This window comes from Curtobacterium sp. MCLR17_039 (assembly GCF_003234745.1).
In the GTDB taxonomy this organism is placed as follows: domain Bacteria; phylum Actinomycetota; class Actinomycetes; order Actinomycetales; family Microbacteriaceae; genus Curtobacterium; species Curtobacterium flaccumfaciens.
This window is the reverse complement of record NZ_QKTF01000004.1, coordinates 212945-232553: the sequence shown is the minus strand read 5'-3', so window position 1 is coordinate 232553 and position 19609 is coordinate 212945. Positions and strand designations below refer to the sequence as shown.

The 19609-nt window shown below is 68.6% G+C and carries 18 protein-coding genes; 5 read left to right on the top strand and 13 right to left on the bottom strand.

Annotated features, from left to right (window positions below; all coding sequences use genetic code 11):
* The first annotated feature begins 13 nt into the window (after positions 1-13).
* Both DEJ00_RS06685 and DEJ00_RS06680 read left to right on the top strand, forming a co-directional pair.
* On the top strand, positions 14-2194 hold the full coding sequence (locus DEJ00_RS06685; protein WP_181440099.1) for a glycosyltransferase: 2181 nt from the start codon (positions 14-16) through the stop codon (positions 2192-2194).
* A 107-nt stretch (positions 2195-2301) separates the two neighbouring features.
* On the top strand, positions 2302-3633 hold the full coding sequence (locus DEJ00_RS06680; protein WP_146247890.1) for a hypothetical protein: 1332 nt from the start codon (positions 2302-2304) through the stop codon (positions 3631-3633).
* Between the two features lie 49 nt (positions 3634-3682).
* Here the strand turns inward: DEJ00_RS06680 and DEJ00_RS06675 are convergent, their stop codons facing one another.
* From DEJ00_RS06675 to DEJ00_RS06650, 6 genes are all read right to left on the bottom strand, one after another.
* On the bottom strand, positions 3683-4429 hold the full coding sequence (locus tag DEJ00_RS06675) for a hypothetical protein (protein WP_111056803.1): 747 nt from the start codon (positions 4427-4429) through the stop codon (positions 3683-3685).
* Positions 4426-5613, bottom strand: coding sequence for a lipopolysaccharide biosynthesis protein (locus DEJ00_RS06670; protein ID WP_173032175.1), 1188 nt, complete (start codon positions 5611-5613; stop codon positions 4426-4428). The genes DEJ00_RS06675 and DEJ00_RS06670 overlap by 4 nt, the downstream gene beginning before the upstream one ends.
* A 26-nt stretch (positions 5614-5639) precedes the next feature.
* Entirely contained in the window at positions 5640-6716 is a 1077-nt protein-coding gene (locus tag DEJ00_RS06665) for a glycosyltransferase family 4 protein (protein ID WP_146247889.1), read from the bottom strand.
* Between the two features lie 64 nt (positions 6717-6780).
* Positions 6781-8277 (bottom strand): sugar transferase, encoded by a 1497-nt coding sequence (locus tag DEJ00_RS06660; protein ID WP_111056800.1) that lies wholly within the window; start codon positions 8275-8277, stop codon positions 6781-6783.
* Positions 8261-9208: a hypothetical protein gene (locus DEJ00_RS06655; protein WP_111056799.1), complete on the bottom strand. Its 948-nt coding sequence runs from the start codon at positions 9206-9208 to the stop codon at positions 8261-8263. Before DEJ00_RS06655 ends, DEJ00_RS06660 begins: the two co-directional genes overlap by 17 nt.
* Before the next feature lie 14 nt (positions 9209-9222).
* Positions 9223-10674 (bottom strand): polysaccharide biosynthesis tyrosine autokinase, encoded by a 1452-nt coding sequence (locus tag DEJ00_RS06650; RefSeq protein ID WP_111056798.1) that lies wholly within the window; start codon positions 10672-10674, stop codon positions 9223-9225.
* A gap of 152 nt (positions 10675-10826) precedes the next feature.
* On the opposite strand from DEJ00_RS06650, the gene DEJ00_RS06645 reads away from it, so the two are divergent.
* Positions 10827-11549 carry a type II CAAX prenyl endopeptidase Rce1 family protein gene (locus tag DEJ00_RS06645; RefSeq protein WP_111056797.1) on the top strand — a complete coding sequence of 241 codons (723 nt, stop codon included), beginning with the start codon at positions 10827-10829 and terminating at the stop codon, positions 11547-11549.
* 74 nt (positions 11550-11623) lie between these two features.
* Positions 11624-12907, top strand: coding sequence for a PP2C family protein-serine/threonine phosphatase (locus DEJ00_RS06640; RefSeq protein WP_146247888.1), 1284 nt, complete (start codon positions 11624-11626; stop codon positions 12905-12907).
* Positions 12908-13058: 151 nt separating this feature from the next.
* On the opposite strand, the gene DEJ00_RS06635 is transcribed toward DEJ00_RS06640, so the two are convergent.
* The 6 genes from DEJ00_RS06635 to DEJ00_RS06610 form a co-directional block, all read right to left on the bottom strand.
* A complete protein-coding gene (locus DEJ00_RS06635) occupies positions 13059-13697 on the bottom strand; it encodes a TetR/AcrR family transcriptional regulator (RefSeq protein WP_111056795.1) in 639 nt (212 codons plus the stop codon).
* A gap of 72 nt (positions 13698-13769) precedes the next feature.
* Positions 13770-14441 carry a response regulator transcription factor gene (locus DEJ00_RS06630; RefSeq protein ID WP_071248459.1) on the bottom strand — a complete coding sequence of 224 codons (672 nt, stop codon included), beginning with the start codon at positions 14439-14441 and terminating at the stop codon, positions 13770-13772.
* On the bottom strand, positions 14438-15778 hold the full coding sequence (locus tag DEJ00_RS06625; RefSeq protein WP_111056794.1) for a sensor histidine kinase: 1341 nt from the start codon (positions 15776-15778) through the stop codon (positions 14438-14440). The genes DEJ00_RS06630 and DEJ00_RS06625 overlap by 4 nt, the downstream gene beginning before the upstream one ends.
* The gene (locus DEJ00_RS06620) at positions 15765-16739 is read right to left on the bottom strand and encodes a CPBP family intramembrane glutamic endopeptidase (RefSeq protein ID WP_111056793.1); all 975 of its coding nucleotides are present in this window, start codon (positions 16737-16739) and stop codon (positions 15765-15767) included. Before DEJ00_RS06620 ends, DEJ00_RS06625 begins: the two co-directional genes overlap by 14 nt.
* Before the next feature lie 290 nt (positions 16740-17029).
* On the bottom strand, positions 17030-17587 hold the full coding sequence (locus DEJ00_RS06615) for a hypothetical protein (RefSeq protein WP_071248520.1): 558 nt from the start codon (positions 17585-17587) through the stop codon (positions 17030-17032).
* Between the two features lie 2 nt (positions 17588-17589).
* Complete coding sequence (locus tag DEJ00_RS06610; protein ID WP_111056792.1) at positions 17590-18924, bottom strand: adenylosuccinate synthase; 1335 nt, start codon at positions 18922-18924, stop codon at positions 17590-17592.
* Positions 18925-19132: 208 nt separating this feature from the next.
* Here DEJ00_RS06610 and DEJ00_RS06605 point away from each other — a divergent pair, with 208 nt between their 5' ends.
* The gene (locus DEJ00_RS06605; RefSeq protein ID WP_071248465.1) at positions 19133-19306 is read left to right on the top strand and encodes an antitoxin; all 174 of its coding nucleotides are present in this window, start codon (positions 19133-19135) and stop codon (positions 19304-19306) included.
* A gap of 104 nt (positions 19307-19410) precedes the next feature.
* Here the strand turns inward: DEJ00_RS06605 and DEJ00_RS18465 are convergent, their stop codons facing one another.
* Entirely contained in the window at positions 19411-19575 is a 165-nt protein-coding gene (locus DEJ00_RS18465) for a hypothetical protein (protein WP_155896763.1), read from the bottom strand.
* Positions 19576-19609: the final 34 nt, after the last annotated feature.

Sequence of the window (19609 nt, the reverse complement as noted above, 5' to 3'; positions counted from 1 at the left end):
AGTCCTCATCTCGGTGACCTACATCTCGGAAGACGGCGCGTTCGGCGGGCCGGTGAGCGTCGCCCTCAACCAGGCAGCTGGTCTCGCAGAAGCCGGTCACGAGGTGACCGTCCTCGCCGGTTGGGACGGAATTGCGCGACCAAGAGCACCCGGATTCGAGCTCGTTCTCCTCAAGTCGAAGCCCTTCGCCGGCATGGGATTCGTAGCGACGAGCACCCGATCGCTCGGCAGTTGGCTGCGGAGGAATCTGCGGAGATTCGACGTCGTCCACGTGCACAGCGGTCGTCATCTTTTCGACCTCGCGGTCGCCACGGCCGCACGCCGCATGGGACGTCCTTACGTGGTTCAACCACACGGGATGATCGTCCCCTCTTCTCGGCCCGCGATCTTGATCCTGGACTCTCTCGCGGTGCGTCCGATGCTTCGCCATGCGTCCTCGGTCCTGGCACTGACAGATGCTGAGGAGCGAAGCCTTCGACGGCTCGAACCAAGAGCTTCGGTAAGGCGGATCAGGAACGGGATCCGACCCGTTCAGGCGGCGACGTCCCCACGGCGCGCCGAGGTGCTCTTCCTCGCCCGTCTCCATCCGCGCAAGCAAGTCCTCGTCTTCGCCGAGATGGCACGCCTCCTCAGTCAAAGGAACCGTACTGTCCAGTTCGCAGTGGTGGGTCCGGACGAGGGCGACCTCACCGCCCTTCGGTCCTTCATGAGCGCGAACCCTGACGTGCCTCTTCGGTACGAGGGCGCGATCCAGCCTGGCGAGGCTCCGGCGCGGCTGGCGCAGGCGCTGGTGTTCGTCCTGCCGAGCCGCGGAGAAGTCTTCCCGGTCACGGTGCTTGAAGCGCTTTCCGTCGGGACCGCGACGGTCATCACGGATGACTGCGGAATCGCTCAAGAGCTTGCGGACCACAAAGCGGCGCTCGTGTCTGAGGGTTCGCCCGAGGATCTCGCTCAGCGGGTCGAATCTCTCCTTCTCAACCCGTCCCTGCTCGAGTCAACGACTGCAGCGGGACGAGCCTCGGTCAGAACCCTCTACGGGATTGAAGCGGTCGTGAACTCACTCCTGCCCTTCTACGAGGACGCGGTCGGCGCTCGCGGCATCCTGTGGATGACGAACACTGCGGCACCGTACCGCATCCCGGTCTGGGAGAGCCTCGCCCGCAGGTTCCCCGTTGAGGTGATGCTTCTCGAACCTGACCAACGATTGGCGAGAGACGACAACAACCGCGGACCGGAGTGGGAGGCCCGCTCGCGAACCAATCTTGCTTTCGGAGTCTCGTGGCTCAAAACAGCGGTGCTGAAGCGCGGCGAAGCGCGTTACTACTTCGGCTGGCTTCGGCACGCTCATCTGCGAAACAAGCGGGCTGTCGTCTTGGGAGGGTGGGAATCGCCCGTCTACTGGCTGGCATTGGTCAGAGCCAAGAGAGCGCGCGTTCGAACGGTCGGGTTCTACGAGTCACACCTTGGCTCGCAAGGGAACACTCGCGGACCGATCTCCTGGTTGCGGCGTCGGTACTTCGCGACGCTCGATGCGGTCGTCACGCCAGGTCCCGCCGCAACTGAGGCCGTGCTGCAGATGGGTGTGTCCAGGAGCCGAATCCACGAGGGGTTTAACGCCGTGGACGTCACACGCATCCGTGAAGTCGTTCAATCGACACGTCCCGTCCAGCACGGTGACCACCGCCTCCGGATCATCTACGTGGGACAGCTGATACCTCGGAAGAACGTTGGAGCCCTCATCGGCGCGCTCACGGCTTTGCCAAACGCTTCACTCACGATCGTGGGCGTGGGGCCGCTCCGTGCTCAGCTCGAGCAGCAAGTCGTCGCGACTCTGTCTGACCCGGATCAGGTGACCTTCGTGGGATACGTCCCCGGACAAGATGTCGCAAAGCTGATGCTGCAGCACGATGTTCTCGTGCTTCCGTCGCTTTCGGAAGTTTGGGGGCTCGTGGTGAACGAAGCGCTTGCGTGCGGGCTCCACGTAGTCGTCAGCACGAGGGCGGGAGTGACTCGCTCGGTTGAGAGGCATGCCGGAGTCATTGTCTCGGACCCTGACACTTTGTCCTTGCTGTCGGCACTGCAGAGTCTTCCGGATCCAGTGGTCCGGATACTGAACCCAGAGATCCTCCAGCAAACGCCGGCCCGATTCTCCGATGTCTTCGAGAGGGCGATCATGTCGGAGAAGGAATTGTGAAGCGGTCGCCACGGGACGGGTACCTGTCGTCATCAGATAACCGGACCTGGCGCCCCGGAGCACTGCCTCAACCACTTCTGGGGACCATCGTCTTCGCGATCCTCGCCTTGATCGTTCCCTTGTTCGTCGTCGCGACGACTCCGAACAACGGCTACGACGCATGGGCCGGTTGCCTCGCGATAGCGGTCCTCGCAGCGGCGCGGTTCGCCTGGGCCGTCTCCGCTCGTGAGTCCCACATCGTCGACATGGTGGTGTCCGTATTCGTTTACGGATTCCTCGGAATTGCTCCGATGGTCCAACTCCGACAGCGCGCGGAGATCTCTACTACGCCTGGATTCATCGAACAGTATGCGTGGCAATCAGTCGCCATCGTGTTCATCGGGTACGGCGCGCTGCTAATTGGTGCGTTCTTCGGCAAGCGATCGTCGCCGCAAAACCTCCCGGCTTCGGAACCTGCTGCTGTGACGCTTCGGAACTCCCGGGTCGTACTGACGACCCTCCTGGCATTTGGGATCACGGCGTACTACGTGTACTCGCTCGGACCCGAGGCGCTGTTCCACACCAGGAGCGTGATCGACGCCGAGCGTGCAGCTACTTGGAGCAATCCGACGACTGCTGCACTGGTGACCGGGTTCTCAAACATGGGCCTGCTCGTCGCTGCCGTGGCACAGATCCTGCTGTTCCGTCAGCGGCGCGCTTCTGGTGGGCCAGCTCCGTTGGTGCTCATGGTCGCCACCCTCGTCACGCTATTGGTCGTCGTCAACCCTGTCTCCAGCCCCCGTTACACGGTCGGCACGGTGTACGTGGCCCTATTGGCGGCTTGTGGGGCTTGGTCTTCGCTCAGGAAGTACCGAACGGTCTCGGTCTCGTTGATGACCGCCCTCTTCTTTCTCTTCCCGATCGCGTCGACCTTCCGGAACTCGATCGACGCGAAAGTCCAGTTCAAGGGCCCACTCGAATCGCTCGTGAGCGGCGACTTCGACAGCTTTTATCAGATCAACAACGCCGCCTATTTCATCGCGAGCCGAGGGATCACTTGGGGAGACCAGCTACTCGGCGTGGTCCTCTTCTGGGTCCCGCGGGACATCTGGCCCGGGAAGGCGGTCGACACCGGAATTCTTTTGGCAGAATTTCGCGGTTATTCGTTCACGAACCTCTCCGCTCCGCTCTGGGCCGAGTTGATGATCAACGGGAGCTGGCCGCTCCTCGTGCTGGGGATGGTGCTCATCGGATTCATGGTTCGTCGATGGGACAGCAAGCTCGCGTTGCACATCGCCAGGGCCGGTACCCCGGGGCTCGTCGGCTGCATCGTTCCGGTCTACCTGCTTATCGTACTGAGAGGCTCGCTTTTGCAGTCGATGGCGTCCCTATCGGTCATCCTGCTGTTGGCTTGGTTCCTGTCTGCCGGCTCAGCTCGCGTCAAATCGAGTCGCAGGTAGCCGGCACTCGAGCCTCGTCACCACGAACAAGTGACGACGCAGCCTGGGTTCATACTTGTTTGTGTGACGCGAGGCGCGAAAGACGATCCTCAAAAAGTTCGATCAATCGCCTCTTGAACCGTCCCGGTCCGGCTCCGTAGAACTCGCCGGTGGACCCAGACTGGCCGACGATCCTTGGACGAACGGGAAACCGCTCGAGACGGATCTGCTTCAACGCCGCCGAGCGGGCGAGTGAAGCCGCGACGGCGTGCTCGAGGTAGACGCCCGCAGGCTCGTCGATCATGGTCGTCTCTGCGAGGATCACGTCGAGCCACTCTTGAGCACGTCCGGTCATCAGTCGGGTGTCAACGAACGACCGGTCTGCAGTCGTCCGAACTCGCACGACGGGCCCGAGCACGGGCAGCAGAACTTGCGATGGGTTCTCCAACACGAGGCGGCCCGTCATCTTGTGAATGGTCGCGTCCCTGCCAGAGGACCGGATGATTCCCTCGACGGCGAAGCGGATGGCATCGGCCTCGACACGTCCCTTGCCCTTGTCCGCTTCAGAAGTCGTCGGGTCGAATCGCACCACCCGAGTCAATGCCCGATCCCTGTCAGTGAGGAGTTCGGTGAGGTCAGCTGTAGCTTCACCACTCGTTTCGACGACCACAAGATCGACTCGTTCGTCGAGCTGGGACCGGATTGCGCTGATTGCCTGCCGGTACTGGAGCAGCCGCACCGCGGGATCAGCCTGCGCGACGAACAGATTGGTGTTCGGGCGAACCGTCGCGGTCAGCAAGACCGTTTCGCGAGTCATGGCTTCCTCCGAGTGGAACGAGCAAGGCTGATGGTCCCGCCGAGGAGCGAGACGAGGATGAAGAGCTGGGCGATCAACGCCGCGTGAGCTGCGCCGAGCGCGCCCGCGGAGCCTCCGAGCACCAGCACCAATGCGAGCTGACCGACTGCCGCAAGGACCATCACGATCGCGACGTAGCGGTCCCGTCGGAACGATTGGAGTACCACGACTAGCGGCTGACAGATGATGGACGGGATAACGACCAAGGCGAGGACCTGAAGCGTCGCTGCTGAGCCTTCGTAAGAGTCGCCAAGGAGTATCCCGACGACGAAGGGCGCTGCGAAGTACACCGCAATCGAGACGGCAATCGCCGCGAGTGGCATCCAGATAGCTCGTCGCAGCTCTGACCATGCACCCCGAAGGCTCGTGCTCCGAGCGGCGTACGGTGCCAACGCAGAAGAGAACGCCGCTGCTAGGAGCGACATGGGTTGTGTCCAGCGATTGACAGCGCCGTAGACTCCCGCCGCCGCGGGTCCTCCCACGGCCGAGAGCAGTGTGAGGTCCAGCGCCTGGGAACTGTTGGCCACGACGGTGAGCCCGAAGTAATGGGCACCGGACCAAGGGTTGGTCAGCCTCGGACGCCGCCGCAGATTGCGCGGGCTCATCGACCAACCCACCACCGCAGCACCGACTGACCCCGCCGACAACGCGATCCACAAGGCCGTCGGTGCGGAAACGTCGGCGGCCAACATCACGAAGAAGAGGACCGACGCGAACACCCTGTCGGCCAGGATGACGAGTGCGACCAATTCGCCCCGCGCAGCACTTCTGAGCGGAACTTGGTACGCCTGATTCGCCACCAACGCAACCGTGATCGGACCGGCCAGCCACAACGCAGAGCCCGGAAGCAGGATCGCAACGCCAGCACCCCACAGCAGCGCCGCGCAGACGGTGATCGCGAGCTTTGAGAACAACCGATCGACGAAGGCCTGGTCTGCGAGGGCGCGCCGGGCAAGTTCTCGAGTCCAGTGGTTGTTCGTCCCGAAATCAACGAAACCGGCAGCAGCGGTACCGAGCGCGATCGCTGAGACCGTCGAACCGAACTCCGATGGAGAAACCTCCCTCGCTGCAACGAGGTAGAGCAACGCCACAAGCACTTGTGCCGCCCCGGTTGCGGCCGCCAGGAAGAGCGCCTGATGGGACATGGGGCGCTCTTGCGACATCTGGTCCCTCATGGAAGCAGAGCCGATGTGAACGCCTCGCTACTTGCCTTCAGCACTGCAGGCGGCCTGGGCGACGACTCGGCCCGGTGCAGTGCCTCTGCCAGCGCCCTGGTGTCGAGTTCCACCCACTCCCCAAGAGCCGGGTATGCGGCGAGATCGTTCTTGAGGCTCTTCGCGCCGGCAGCGACGACCCTGGTCCCGATCGCGGCAGCTTTGCCCAGCAACCCACTCGGCCCCTCGTTCGAGTGGGCAAGGACGACGCAGTCAACACAGGCAACTGCTGAGTCGAGCTCCACGTCGCTCAGTAATCGGTCAACGACGACGACGCGTCCCTCTGTCTCGAGAGTCGCGAGTCGGTGCCGGACTTCGAGCGGGATGTCCTGATCAAGCTTCCCGGCCACGAGCAGCCCGACATTCGTGTCGAGACCGACGATGGCGTCGAGGATCAGCTCAAGGTTCTTCCGAGCCGAGATGGCCCCGAGCACCGCAAACCAGTATCGGTCGGCCGTGATGCGGTGAGTAGAACGGAAAGCTTCGACGGCAGTCGGCGTTGCCAAGGTGCGGATCGGGTCCACAGCGATCCCGAACGCTGATTCCCCAGCCCACGTCGGTGACTTCAGAACCCGCAGACGGACTCTCCGCATTGCCGCGACCCGCCGGAACGCCATCGTCCGGAGCGCGGTCTTCAGCCGGGTGATCAAAACATTCCTCGCAGGCTGAGCGGTCTCACGCATCACCAGAACGCTCAATTCGCCGCTCCCCTCCCACCTGCGACGGAGCGCGAGACTGATTGCGGTTCGGTCTCCGTCGGGAACGATGACGTAGTCCGAATGCATCACACGCGAGGCGCGGACGAGATCGTCGAGTCCGCTGGCCGGTCGACGTCTGACAGCAATCCCCTTCTGAAGCCCGCTGAGGTGAAGACGTTCTTCCTCGACTTCTGGATGCTCACCAAGAAGAAGAGTGACATCGTCGCCTCGTTGCCGCGCGGCCTCCGCGATGAGCCGGGCATAGAAGAGCCTGTGACCTGTCGGGTTCGGCTCGATGACCACCGTGCGACGAATTCCCGGCATCACGGTAGCCATTGCATCCTCACCACTTTCCCTTTTCGTACGAGAACCGCTAGTCATCGCGCCGCACCTGGCGCGATCAGTAGGCACCGCGCGAAGCGACGACGGCTTTGGCCGTCCGCCAGAGGACCACGAGATCGCCCGTGATCGACCAGTTCTCCACGTAGTACAGATCGAGCCGCACGGAATCCTCCCACGACAGATCGGACCGACCGCTCACCTGCCACAGCCCCGTCATCCCCGGCTTCACCAGGAAGCGACGGTGGACATGGGTGTCGTAGCGGGCGACCTCCCGCGAGAGCGGCGGCCGGGGTCCGACGAGGGACATGCTGCCGGCCAGGACGTTGAACAGCTGCGGCACTTCGTCGAGGCTGTAGCGGCGCATGAACCCGCCGACCCGGGTGACCCGGGGGTCGTTCCGCATCTTGAACAGGACGTCGTTGCCCTCGGCCCGGTCGAGCGCACTGAGCTCCTGCAGGCGTTCCTCGGCATCGACGACCATCGAGCGGAACTTGATCATCCGGAAGGTGCTGCCGTTCAGCCCGACGCGCTCCTGCCGGAAGAAGATCGGACCGGTCGAGGTGGTCTTCACCAGCACCGCCAGCACGAGGAGCAGCGGCGACAGGACGACGACGAGCAGCCCCGCGCCGAGCAGGTCGAAGGCGCGCTTCGTGTAGAGCTTGCGGCCCGAGTACGTCGGTGTCTCGACGTGGATGAGCGGCAGGCCCTGCACCGGCCGGGTGTGGATGCGGGGACCACCGATGTCGGTCAGGCTCGGCGCGACCACCAGGTGCTGCCGACCCGGCTCGAGCGACCAGCTGAGTTCCCGGACGCGCTCCGGCGGCAGGTCGTCGGAACTCGTGATCACGACGGTGTCGGCACCCGTCTCGCGCAGCGCGGAGCCGACGTCGTCGAAGCCGCCGTGGCTCTGGATGGTCGACCCGGCCAGCAGGCCGCGGTGGTTCGTCGACACCACGGCGCCGACCACGCGGTAGCCGGCTTCGGGGGAACGCGCGAGTTCGCGGCCGATGTGCAGCACGCTGGTCGGGGATCCGACGAGCAGCACCGTCGCCGAGTAGGCGCCCTGCTGACGCTGGGCGACGAGCCACTGGCGCCAGATCCACCGGGACAGCAGGAGGACGAGGATCCCGATCGGGAACGCGATGAGCACGTAGCCGCGGGCCAGGTCGACGTGCAGCAGGAACGCCGCGATCGCGAGCAGGCCGAACACGCGAACGCTGGAGTCCGCGACCAGGCGGTACTCGGTGCTGCCGACGCCGATCACCCGCGCGCCGCGGGTGTCGTACAGGGCGAGTGCGCTCATCCACACGACGATCACCACGATGGAGATCGCGGAGTAGCTCAGTCGCAGGTCGGCGGTGTTCGTGGCCAGGTTCGACTCGAGTCCGAGCCAGGCGATCTGCACGCCGAAGACGACCCAGATCAGGGCCAGCAGGTCGGTGAAGAGCACACGGCGTGAGTACGTGCGGCTCCACTCGTCGGTGGCTCCGAGGGCGCGCGGTGCGCGGAGCGCGTCCGCCGTCACGAGGACGACCCGGTCACCACGTCGCCCCACCGTCCGACGAGACCCGCACGGTCGTGCCGTCCCACAGCCACACGTCCTGGCCGGCGCGGTCGATGGTGACGGTGTTGTCCGTGTCCGCGCCGTCGGCACAACCGACCGGCGTGACGGGGGTGCTCGGCGTCACCCCGGCGGCGGGCATCGTCACGAGCTGCACGCCGTCGCACGACGCGACCCCCACGCGGGCCAGCGTGTAGTCGCTGCCATCGACGGCGATCGAGCGCACGCCGCCCATCGGCACGTCGACCCAGGCTTCCTCACCGGTGCGCCACTCGAGTTGGCCGTCGCAGATGACGACCGCGGTCTGCTGCCCCTGGAACGCCTCGATCGGGTCGGCGCACGGCGCCTGGACGGTCCCCTTCGAGAGCACCACGCCGTCGGCGCTGATGCCGGCACCGGCGGCGCCGGGCGCCCCGGCTTCCCACGTCACGCCGGCGTCGGCGCTGGTCCGCGCCGTCGTGGTGCAGTCGTCGCCGACGCCTGCCAGGATCGAGAGCTCCGCACTGGAGGCCCGGATCGCCATGAGCGATCCGACATCCGTCCCGAGTCCCACCGGGACCCACGTCGCCCCGCCGTCCACGGAGTGTTCCAGCACCGGCCGCGGGCCGCCGCACGACCCACCGGACGCGCGCCACGCCTCCTGGCCGTCGACCGCTGCCAACAGGCGGCGACCCTGCTGCTTGGTCGACGCGGCGTCTGCGTCCGCAGACGCACTCGGCTTCGGTGTCTCGCTCGAATCCGGTGCCTGCGAGAAGGTCGGTATCGGACCTGCCGGTCCGTTCTGTTCGGGCGCGGTGCGGCCCAGGGCGAGTGTGACGAGCACCACGTCGACGACGATCAGCGCCACCACCACGACGGCCACCAGGATGAACGTGGTCCGGGGCAGTGCGCGGCCGAGGCTTCGGGTCCCCCGGCGATTCTTCATCTGATCGGCCCCGTTCAGCGTCCGGCGCGGCGGAGCACGCCCAGCTTCTTGCCGGCACGCTTCGGCGGGTGCGTCGACGTGGTCACGGTGTTGTCGTCCTCGTCGTGGCCGTAGCTGTAGCCGTAGCCGTAGCGGCCGTGGCCGTAGGCGCCCGGGCCCTTCAGCGGCATCTTCGTCAGGACGAAGCCGGAGACCGGGGCGCCGACGTTCTCGAGGGTGGCGACGGCCGCGGCGAGCTGGCCCTTCAGCGTCTGCCCCGAGGCGACCGCGACGATCGCGCCGGAGGCCTTCTTGGCCAGGATCGCCGCGTCGGTGACGGGCAGCAGCGGCGGGGCGTCGAACAGGACGTAGTCGAACTGCTGCTCGAGCAGGTCGATCAGGTCCTGCATCGCGCGCGAGCCGAGCAGCTCGGACGGGTTCGGCGGGATCTGACCGGCGGGCAGCACGACGAGCTTGCCGCGTCCCCACGGGTGGGCCACGTCCTCCAGGTCGGCGCGGCCGATCAGCACGTCGGTCAGACCGGCGTTGCTCTCGACGTCCATGTACTCGGCGACGCGGGGGCGGCGCAGGTCGGCGTCGATCAGGATGACGCGGAACCCGGCGCTGTCCAGGGCGATCGCCAGGTTCGCGACCGTGGTGCTCTTGCCCTCGGACTGCATCGACGACGTCATGACGAACGTGCGGGCACCGGTGCCGATGTCCAGGAACTGCAGGTTCGTGCGGAGCGTCCGGAACGACTCGGCGCGGGGGCTGCGCGGGTCCACCTGCACGATGAGCGGGCGCTCGGCGGCCTTGGCGTCGAAGGCGATCCCGCCGACGACCGGCTTGTCGCTGATCTTCTCGACGTCGAGCTCGGTGCGGATCCGGTTGTCCAGGGTCTGGCGCAGGACGGCGATGCCGATGCCCAGGGCGAGCCCGACGAGCAGCCCGAGCGCGACGTTGACGGGGACGTTCGGGCTGACCGGCGTGCTCGGCACGTCGGCCTGCTTCACGCGGGTGAGCTTGACCGTGCTCTTGCCGCTCGCGTCCGTGGCCTCGATGTCCTGCACGACGTTGGTCAGGCTCTGCGAGGTCGCGTTCGCGATGTTCGCGGCCTGCACCGGATCGGTGCCCTCGACCGAGATGGCGATGAGGGTGGTGCTCGTCGGCGCCGTCGCCGACACCATGGTCGCGAGCTGGTCCGCGTTCATGTCGAGCTTGAGCGACGAGATGACCGGCAGCAGCACGATCGGTGTCGACACCAGGTTCGAGTACGTCAGCACCCGCTGCTGGGTGAACGTGTTGCCCTGGGCCAGGTCACTGGCGCTGCCGGACGTCTCCGTGGAGACGAAGACCTGCGCCGATGCCGAGTAGACCGGCTTCTTCAGCAGGGAGAACCCTGCGGCTGCGGCCACTCCCACCAGGGCGAGTACGACGATCAGCACCCATCCCTTGCGGAGCACCGTGATGTAGTCGCGGAGTTCCACGCCTTTGCCTTCCCCGATCATGGCCGTCCCCGTGGTCCCGACACAGGCACGCCGGGGTACTCCCAGCGCACGGCATACAAATAGTGCCACAGGAACGAGCGCTGCTCGGGGGAAGTCGCCATCCGGCGCGCGGTGTCCTCTACGGTGGCCCCATGCGCTCCGAGCCGGCCCAGACCACCACCGAGCCCAGCGTGCGGCGACAGCGCGACCTCATCGTCATCCTGGTCGCACTCGGCGTCGCCGTGATCCTGACCCGGATCGTCGGACAGGTCACCCGGACTGGGGGCATCCCCTCGCCGGTCCTGCAGGTGCTCGCCGCGGACGCCGCCGTGTGGGTGCCGCTCGTCGTCGCTGCCGCCGTGGTGCTCCGTCGGACCCCGCGTTCGGCGATGGTGTCGCGGCTGCGGCTCGACCTGGGGATCGTGGTCTTCGCGATCGGCATCGTGATCGTGTGCCGCGCGGTGGACGTGTTCCTGTCGATCGCGTTCACGGGGTCGACCGGGCTGGTCCCGGCACCGACGCTCGGCACGCCCGACGTCGGGCTGCTGCTCGTGTCGGCGATCGGCATCGTCGTCGTCAGCCCGGTGCTCGAAGAAGTGGTGTTCCGCGGGCTGTTCCAGCGCCGGCTCGCCGCCGAGCTCACGCCCCGCACCCGGTTCCTCGCGGTGCTGGTCACGGCACTCCTGTTCGCACTGCTGCACCTGCTGCTCGGTGCGGGTGGCACGTCGCTCGGCGGGTTCCAGGTGTTCGTGACGACGTTCCTGCTCGGGCTGCTCACCGGCACGCTCGTCGCGATGACCGACCGCATCGGCGGCGCGATCCTGGCGCACGTGCTGTTCAACGCGGTCGCGGTCGTCGCCACCTGGCCGCGCTGAGCGGCCAGGACTGCGTCCCCAGATGGGGTCAGGGTCGGTCGCTCAGCAGCCGGGACCACTAGCCTGCACTGAGCATGACTCGCCCAACCAGCATCGTCGACAACCCTCTCGTCCGTCAGGCTCCGATCAGCGGCCTGTTGGCGCTGTCGGCGTTCCTGAGCGTCGTGATGCCGACGCTGGCGATCACCCAGCACCACCTGTTCGTCGCGAGCGTGATCGGTACGGTGGTCGCGACGCTGATGAGCGCGATCCCCACGCTCCTGCGCCGCGCGGCCTGGGTGGTGCCGGTCCTGCTCACCGTCGACTTCCTGACGATCGCACTGCTGCGTACCGGGACGGGCTCCGGCTCCTCGCTGTTCACCGCGATCGTGGTGCTCCCCGTGGTCTGGTGGGCGTCGCTCGAGGGCCGTCGCACCGTGCTCTTCGCGATCGCGGGCATCGTGGTCGTGATCCTCGCGCCCTACGTCCTGACCCCGTCCGACGCGCCCGGCGCGAGTGAACTCGTCCGTCTGGGCATCCTCGTCGTCGTGTTCGGCACCGTCGCCGTCGTCGTGCACGAGCTCTCCCGCCGCGCCCGACAGAGTCTGCGGTCCGCCGAAGCACGCGAGGGCAAGGTCCGCGCGGAGATCGACCGGGCGGCCGCCGTGCAGCGGTCCCTGCTCCCGACGACGACCGGCCGCATCACCGAGGACGTCGTCGTCGCCGGTGCCTGCCTGCCGGCCCGGAGCGTCGGTGGGGACTTCTTCGACTGGTACCCGACGCCGACCGGCGTGGCGGTGAGTCTCGGTGACGTCATGGGCAAGGGCGTCGGCGCGGGGCTGATCGCGGCCGCGGTGCGCGCGACCCTGCGCAGCGCCCGGACCGTCGAGGACCCCGGCGAGGCGCTGAAGCGGGCCTCCGACGGGCTGACCGCCGAGGGCGTCGGACCCGACCTCGCCTTCACCACGCTGTTCCACGCCCGAATCTCCGACGACGGCAGCCTCCAGTGGGCCGACGCCGGGCACGGGCTGAGCTTCGTCCTGCGCGCCGACGGGCACGTCGACCGGCTCCGGTCGGGTGACATGCCGCTCGGGCTCGGCATCCGCGAGGAGTGGGCGACGACCCAGGGCGCCCTCGAACCGGGTGACCTGCTCGTCTCGTTCAGCGACGGCGTGCTCGACCTGTACGACGACCTGGACGACACGATCGAGTCCGTCGCCGCGATCGCCCGTGCCGGCCGCGACCCGCACGCGGTCGTCCTCGCGCTCTCGGCCCGCGCCGACGAGGTGCCGCACGACGACGACGTCACGGTGATCGCCATCCGCCGGCAGCCCGTCGAGGTGGACACGGAGCGACCGCTCGCGATGCACGCCGACTGACGGCGCGGAACGAGCGCTGGCCTGCAGCTGTTGGTACGCGCCGCCGCTCGAACCCGAATCGTGCGGCGACGCGTGCAGACGGTGAGCGTCTGCCCTCGGACGCCCTAGCGTCCTCGGTCTGTGGGGGCGGCCCGACGGGCCACCCGGAGGGTCAACCGACCCGGTCGAGGTCCCAGAGGGGCGGCACGTACGCGCGGGACCAGCCCTCGCGCAGGCGCGTCACGGCGCGGTCGAAGGCCTCGAGCAGGTCCATCTCCGGCCGCACCATGGACTGCAGCTGCAGCCCCTCGTAGGTCGCGAGCAACTGCTCCGAGCCGCGCGCCGGCTCCATCGTGCCCGGCTCGCGCCCGAGCAGGACGTCCCGCTCCAGGGCGTGCTGCACGAAGGCGTGGAACCGTCGCCACCGGACGTGCAGCATCGGTGCGAGCGGGTGCTCGGGCGACGCCGCGATGTTCAGCGTCGCCGTCAGGAACCGCATGAGTGACGGGTCGGCCACGTTCGCGGTGACGATCGCGCGCAGGAACCGGATGGTGCCGTGCTGCTCGGCCAGGGGCATGAGCGGGACGGTGCGCTCCTCGTTCCACCGGTCGATCGTCGCGAGCAGCAGACCGTCCCAGCTCGGGAACGTCCGGGCGACGACCTCGGTGTCCACACCGGCCGCAGCCGCGACGACCCCGGGGGTCACCTCGTGCAGCGGACGGGAACGCAACGCCGTGATCATCCCGTGGATGACCTCACCCCGCAGGGAGGTGTCGTCGGAGGTGGTGACCGGCGGCGTTTCGATGTGCATGCATACACTGCACCAGCCCGGAGCGACCGTGCACAGTCCCCCGAACGGGAACGCGCGTTCCCCGGACAGGCCCTACGGCTGGTCCGGCACCGTCACGATCCGGTTCTGGTACGCCCACACCACGGCCTGCAGCCGCGACCGCACCCCGAGCTTCGGCAGCATCCGCGCCAGGTGCGACTTGACGGTCGACACTTCGAGCACGAGCGCAGCGGCGATCTCCTCGTTCGACATCCCCTGCGCCAGCAGGAGGAGCACCTCGCGCTCGCGGGCGGTCAGCACACCGTCGGCCCGGTCGCCGGAGACCGGCTGCAGGCTCCGCCGTGACACGAACTCCCGCAGCACCCGCCGGGTCAGTGCCTGGTCGAGCGTGCCGTTGCCGGCGGCGACCTGTCGCACGGCGTCGACGATGGTGTCCGGCTCGGCGTCCTTGAGCAGGAACCCGGACGCACCGGCCTCGAGCGCCCCGAACACGTAGTCGTCCAGGTCGAACGTCGTCAGCATGAGCGCGGGGATCGCCGGATCGGCGTCCGGCGCACAGAAGATCCGGGCGAGTTCGATGCCGTTCATCACCGGCATCCGGATGTCCAGGCAGGCGACGTCGGGTCGCGTCTCGCGCGCCAGCGCGAGCGCCTCGCCACCGTCGGCGGCCACGCCGACCACCTCGATGTCCGGCTCCGCGCCGAGGAGCGCGGACACCCCGGCGCGGACCAGTGGCTGGTCGTCCGCGACCAGCACGCGGATCACGCGACCACCCCGGTGCCGTCGTCGGCCTGCGCGGGTGCGGCAGGTGCCTCCCGGCCGAGCGCCAGCTCCACCAGCCATCCGCCGGTCGCGGTCGGGCCGGTCTGGAGGCGCGCCCCGACCAGGTCCGCCCGCTCGCGCATCCCCCGCAGGCCGTTGCCGCCCGAGGGAGAGGTCCCCGCTGCCGGGACGGTGGCTGGTGCGTTCTCCACCCGGATCACCACCCGGGTCGCGTCACGGCCGTCGATGGTGACGGTGCACGGGGCGGACGGGGCGTGCAGGGCGGCGTTGGCGAGTGCCTCCTGGACGGTGCGGTAGGCGGCGAGCTGCGCGAGCGGGCCGACGCCGTCGGCCAGCGGGCGGTCACCCGGCAGCACGTCGAGCCGGACGTCGCTGCGGAACCGGGCGCGTTCGGCCAGGTCGACGATGCCGGCGACCGTCTCGACGGCGCGCTCGGCGGGGGCGTCGTCGCGGAGCAGGCCGACCAGGCGGCGGAGGTCCTCGAGCACGGCGGTGCTCTGCTCCCGGACCTGGCGGGCACCCTCGTGGGCACGCTCCGGGTCCGCGTCGATCTGCCGGTCGATGACGGCGGCCATCAGCGCGATGCCGGACAGGTGGTGCGCGGCGATGTCGTGGAGCTCACGGGCCATCGCGGCGCGTTCGCGGGACACCGCGGCGTCGACCAGGGCGTCCTGCTCACGGTTCACGGCGCTGGCCTCGGCGGTGCGGGCGACGCGGACCTCGCGGCGGGACTGCACCAGCAGGGTGACCAGCAGGGGCAGGCCCACGGCACCGATCGCCTGCAGCACGCCCTGCCCGAGCGAGCCGGCGAGGCCCGTCGAGAAGTCACCGCGGAACGCGCCACCGGCGATGGCGAACAGCACCGCGCTGCCGGCGGCGACGAGCGCCCCGGCGACCAGGAGCGTCGGCCACAGGCGGGACAGCGGGACACGGAGTGCTGTGAGGACGACGGCGACGACCACGGGCAGTGCGGTGAGGCCGAACACGTCGAACGACTCCGGGGCGAGCGCCGCGACCACCACCGGCAGGGCGGCGACCACGATCAGCACGGTGCGCGGTGCCCGACGGGCGGCGAGCAGGGCGGCCGACTGCACCACCAGGTCGATGGCCAGGACGCTCCAGGCCAGGGTGAACGGTGCGGGCGCCCGCAGCGCCAGGGTGGCACCGTCGGGCTCGAGGGCGTCCAGGGGCGGCAGGCCGAGCAGCAGCCCGAGGGCGACGACGGCCGTGCCGAGGGCGACGAAGACGTCGACGCGGCGGGCGCGCCGTGCTGCCGGCTCGGCCGGTGCGCGCAGCGCGTCGTGCTCAGCGGGTGCCATCGTTGGATCCTACGAGGCGGGCGTGGGTGGGGACCGGTGCGTCGAGGGGCAGGGCGCGTCGGGCGGGGTCGTAGCCCAGGCGGCCACGGGTCGCGACGAGCAGCACCGCGGCGGCGATCGTCGACATGATGGTCAGGCCGATCATCAGCGTGCCGGCGGTCATGCTCGGGTACATCTCGGGGAAGAGCGTCGAGATCGTGTTGTTCACGCCGACGTGCAGCAGCAGGGCCAGGGGCAGGCTCTCGCGGGTCTTGTTGAAGACCTGGATCATCACGACGTTGAAGGTGATGGTGAACAGGGCGAACACGACGGGCTCGCTCCAGTGCGCGTTCGGCCAGCCGCCCCAGTCGCTGAAGTACAGCGGCATGTGCCAGAGCGCCCAGATCGGGCCGAGGATCGCGGCGGCACCGAGGCCCCCGAAGCGGTGCTGCAGGCGGGGCAGGGCGAAGTCGCGCCAGCCGGGCTCCTCGCTCAGGCCGGTCGAGAACAGCTGGATGATCAGTCCGGGCACGAGCATGGCGAAGGCCAGGGCCGAGGGGGCCCGCACGTCACCACCGGCGAACGGCAGCGCGGACACGACGATCAGGGCCGGCACGACGACGAGCGCCAGCGCGTACCAGTACCAGGCGACCCGCCAGCGGAACAGCCGTCCGACCCAGCGGCGGAGCCCCGCGCGACCGTCGGCGACCGCGGTGACGATGAACGCGCTGCCCAGCGGGCCGAGGAGCGCCCCGGGCAGGACGCCCGTGAACTGAGCGCTGCCCAGGACCTCGGGGAAGTGGATGTCCCACACGCCCATGCCGTGCGGCGACAGGATGTAGGGCACCCACGCGAGCCAGCTCAGGCCGAGTGCCATGGTGAAGAAGGACACGAGCGGGTGCCGGGCGATGAGGCCGCGGACACCCCCTCGGTCGCGGGCTGCGGTGCCGGCGGCGGGCCGGACTTCGGTGGTGTTCGTCATGGACACGACGCTAGGAACCAGCGCGCTCGGGGACGACCGGCTTCGGGATGCACCTGCGGGAGTTCCATCGAAGGATGCAAGAGCCGCGCGGGCCGTGCTTCGCCTGGGGGATGAACACGCCGTCGTCATCGCTCGACGCCCCGTCGTGCTCGAGACGCCGCAGTATTCGGAGGCGTCTCATGCGCTCGGCGGCGTCGGGGGAAGACACCGGCGTCCCGAGCGGCGCACTCGCGCCCGGACGGACGCCAGGCCCGGTGCCAGCTGACACCGGGCCTGGCGTCCGTCAGTGGTCAGACCACGGCGCGCAACGCGTCCGCGATGCCCGTCAGCGCCACGTCGAGCTCGTCGGCGACGCGCTGGTGGGTCGCCGTCGAGCGACGGTAGGGGTCGTCCACGTCGTCGTCGGCCGGGTCGGCGGGCGGCGGGACGGTGCCGCGCAGCCGGGCGACGCGTTCCACGAGCTGCTGCGGGGTCGTCACGTCGGCCAGGTCACCGGGCTCGAGGCCGGCGAGCACCCGCGCGAACTGCTTGATCGTGAACGTCCGCTTGGACGCCCGGGGCGCCAGGGAGACGGCGGCTGCGCGGTGCGATCGCTCAGCGGTCAGCACCAGGTCGGCCCGCTCGACGATCTCGGCCGTCAGGTACCGCGACCGGTGGGCCGAGGGATCGCCGCCGAGCCGCACGGACTGCTCGGCCGCGGCGGCGTCCATCGGGGCGCCGTCGTCGGCGATGGTGCCGGCCGACTCGACCACGAACGCCGGAGCGTCGGGGCCGAGCCGTGCCGTCAGGACCTGCGCGCCGAGCGGGGACCGGCAGATGTTGCCGCTGCAGACGAACAGGATCCGCATCGTCACGCTGCGTCGGTGCGTTCGCCGGCGCGCTCGTCGGCACGTTCGTCAGCACCGAGCAGGTCGTGCCGCACGACGATGGCGTCACGGCCGGGGCCGACACCGATCGCGGAGATCCGTGCGCCGGACATCGCCTCGATCGCCAGGACGTAGTCCTGTGCGTTCTTCGGCAGGTCGTCGAAGGTGCGGGCTCCGGTGATGTCCTCTGTCCAGCCGGGGAACTCCTGGTACACCGGCTTCGCGTGGTGGAAGTCGGACTGGTTGACCGGGACCTCGTCGACACGGACGCCGTCGACCTCGTACGCGACGCACACCGGGATCGTCTCGAGCCCGGTCAGGACGTCGAGCTTGGTGAGCACGAAGTCGGTCACGCCGTTGATGCGTGCCGTGTAGCGGGCGATCGGGGCGTCGTACCAGCCACAGCGGCGCGGGCGGCCGGTGGTGGTGCCGAACTCGAAGCCGTTGGCGCGCAGGAACTCGCCCGACTCGTCGAACAGCTCGGTCGGGAACGGACCGGCGCCGACGCGGGTCGTGTACGCCTTGACGATGCCGATGATCCGCTCGAGCTTGCCCGGGCCGATGCCGGAACCGGTCGCGGCGCCACCGGCGGTCGCGGACGACGAGGTGACGAACGGGTACGTGCCGTGGTCGACGTCGAGCATCGTGGCCTGGCCGGCTTCGAACAGGACGGTCTCGCCACGCTCCAGGGCACGGTGGATCTCGAGGGCGGTGTCGGCGACCATCGGGCGCAGGCGCTCGGCGAACGAGAGCAGCGACTCGACGACTTCTTCGGGGTCGATCGCGCGGCGGTTGAAGACCTTGACCAGCAGGTGGTTCTTCTGGTCGAGCGCTGCCTCGACCTTCTGGCGCAGGATGTTCTCGTCGAAGATGTCCTGGATCCGGATGCCGACGCGGTTGATCTTGTCGGCGTAGGTCGGGCCGATGCCGCGACCGGTGGTGCCGATCTGGCGCTTGCCCAGGAACCGCTCGGTCACCTTGTCGACGGTGCGGTGGTAGTGCGTGATGACGTGGGCGTTGGCCGACACGAGCAGCTTCGAGACGTCGACGCCGCGGGCGCGCAGGGCGTCGAGCTCCTGGAACAGCACCTCGAGGTCGACGACGACGCCGTTGCCGATGACCGGGGTCACGCCGGGCGTCAGGATGCCGGAGGGCAGCAGGTGCAGCGCGTACTTCTCGCCGCCGACGACGACGGTGTGGCCGGCGTTGTTGCCGCCGTTGAACTTCACGACGTAGTCGATGCGGGAGCCGAGGAGGTCGGTGGCCTTCCCCTTGCCCTCGTCGCCCCACTGGGCGCCGATGATGACTGCTGCGGGCATCTGGTTCTCCTCACGTTGGCGGAGGACCGCACACGGCCGTCCGGGCCGGTGGTCCACCCGAGTCTATCGGCTGGTCACCTGCGCGTCACCCGCCGTGACGCCCTGTGGACCGTGGGCCCCTTGTCCACATCCAGCGCACCTGGGTGTCCGTCCGGATCGGTCGGAGCACGGTCGGACCCGTCCAGATCCACCAGGGAAGGAGCACGACATGAGCGGCATCGGAGACAAGGCGAAGGACTTCGCCGACAGCGACAAGGGCGAGAAGGCCACGGACGCCGGCCTCGACAAGGCGGGCGACGCGGCCGACAAGGCGACCGGCGGCGGGCACGGCGACCAGATCGGCAAGGCCGAGGACGCAGCCGACGGCAAGATCGGCAAGTGACGTCCGAGACGCCACCGACGTACAGACGGGAGGCGCGGTGCCAGCTGGCACCGCGCCTCCCGTCTGTCGGTCGGTGCGTCCCGGATCGCCCGGCCGACCCCGGATCAGCTCCGGAAGAAGTCCTGGTACGACGGGTCACCGACGGGCTGGGAGTGCCCGGGCTCGGCCAGGCGCTGCTCGATCATGGCCTGGATGACGTCCGGCGGAGTGAGTCCACGACGGCGCCACTCGACCGGGTTGGACCGGAGCTGGTTCAGCGTGTTCTGCATGAGAGCAACACTGGCACCACGTAACTAGTTTGTC

Bases quoted from the DNA above. Each gene is read 5' to 3' on its own strand.
- DEJ00_RS06665 (WP_146247889.1), bottom strand. From the start codon at position 6,716: ATGGCTACCGTGATGCCGGGAATTCGTCGCACGGTGGTCATCGAGCCG.
- DEJ00_RS06635 (WP_111056795.1), bottom strand. From the start codon at position 13,697: ATGCACATCGAAACGCCGCCGGTCACCACCTCCGACGACACCTCCCTG.
- DEJ00_RS06645 (WP_111056797.1), top strand. From the start codon at position 10,827: ATGCGCTCCGAGCCGGCCCAGACCACCACCGAGCCCAGCGTGCGGCGA.
- DEJ00_RS06675 (WP_111056803.1), bottom strand. From the start codon at position 4,429: ATGACTCGCGAAACGGTCTTGCTGACCGCGACGGTTCGCCCGAACACC.
- DEJ00_RS06615 (WP_071248520.1), bottom strand. From the start codon at position 17,587: ATGCGGATCCTGTTCGTCTGCAGCGGCAACATCTGCCGGTCCCCGCTC.
- DEJ00_RS06655 (WP_111056799.1), bottom strand. From the start codon at position 9,208: ATGAAGAATCGCCGGGGGACCCGAAGCCTCGGCCGCGCACTGCCCCGG.
- DEJ00_RS06610 (WP_111056792.1), bottom strand. From the start codon at position 18,924: ATGCCCGCAGCAGTCATCATCGGCGCCCAGTGGGGCGACGAGGGCAAG.
- DEJ00_RS06625 (WP_111056794.1), bottom strand. From the start codon at position 15,778: ATGGCACCCGCTGAGCACGACGCGCTGCGCGCACCGGCCGAGCCGGCA.
- DEJ00_RS06605 (WP_071248465.1), top strand. From the start codon at position 19,133: ATGAGCGGCATCGGAGACAAGGCGAAGGACTTCGCCGACAGCGACAAG.
- DEJ00_RS06640 (WP_146247888.1), top strand. From the start codon at position 11,624: ATGACTCGCCCAACCAGCATCGTCGACAACCCTCTCGTCCGTCAGGCT.
- DEJ00_RS06620 (WP_111056793.1), bottom strand. From the start codon at position 16,739: ATGACGAACACCACCGAAGTCCGGCCCGCCGCCGGCACCGCAGCCCGC.
- DEJ00_RS18465 (WP_155896763.1), bottom strand. From the start codon at position 19,575: ATGCAGAACACGCTGAACCAGCTCCGGTCCAACCCGGTCGAGTGGCGC.
- DEJ00_RS06670 (WP_173032175.1), bottom strand. From the start codon at position 5,613: ATGTCCCATCAGGCGCTCTTCCTGGCGGCCGCAACCGGGGCGGCACAA.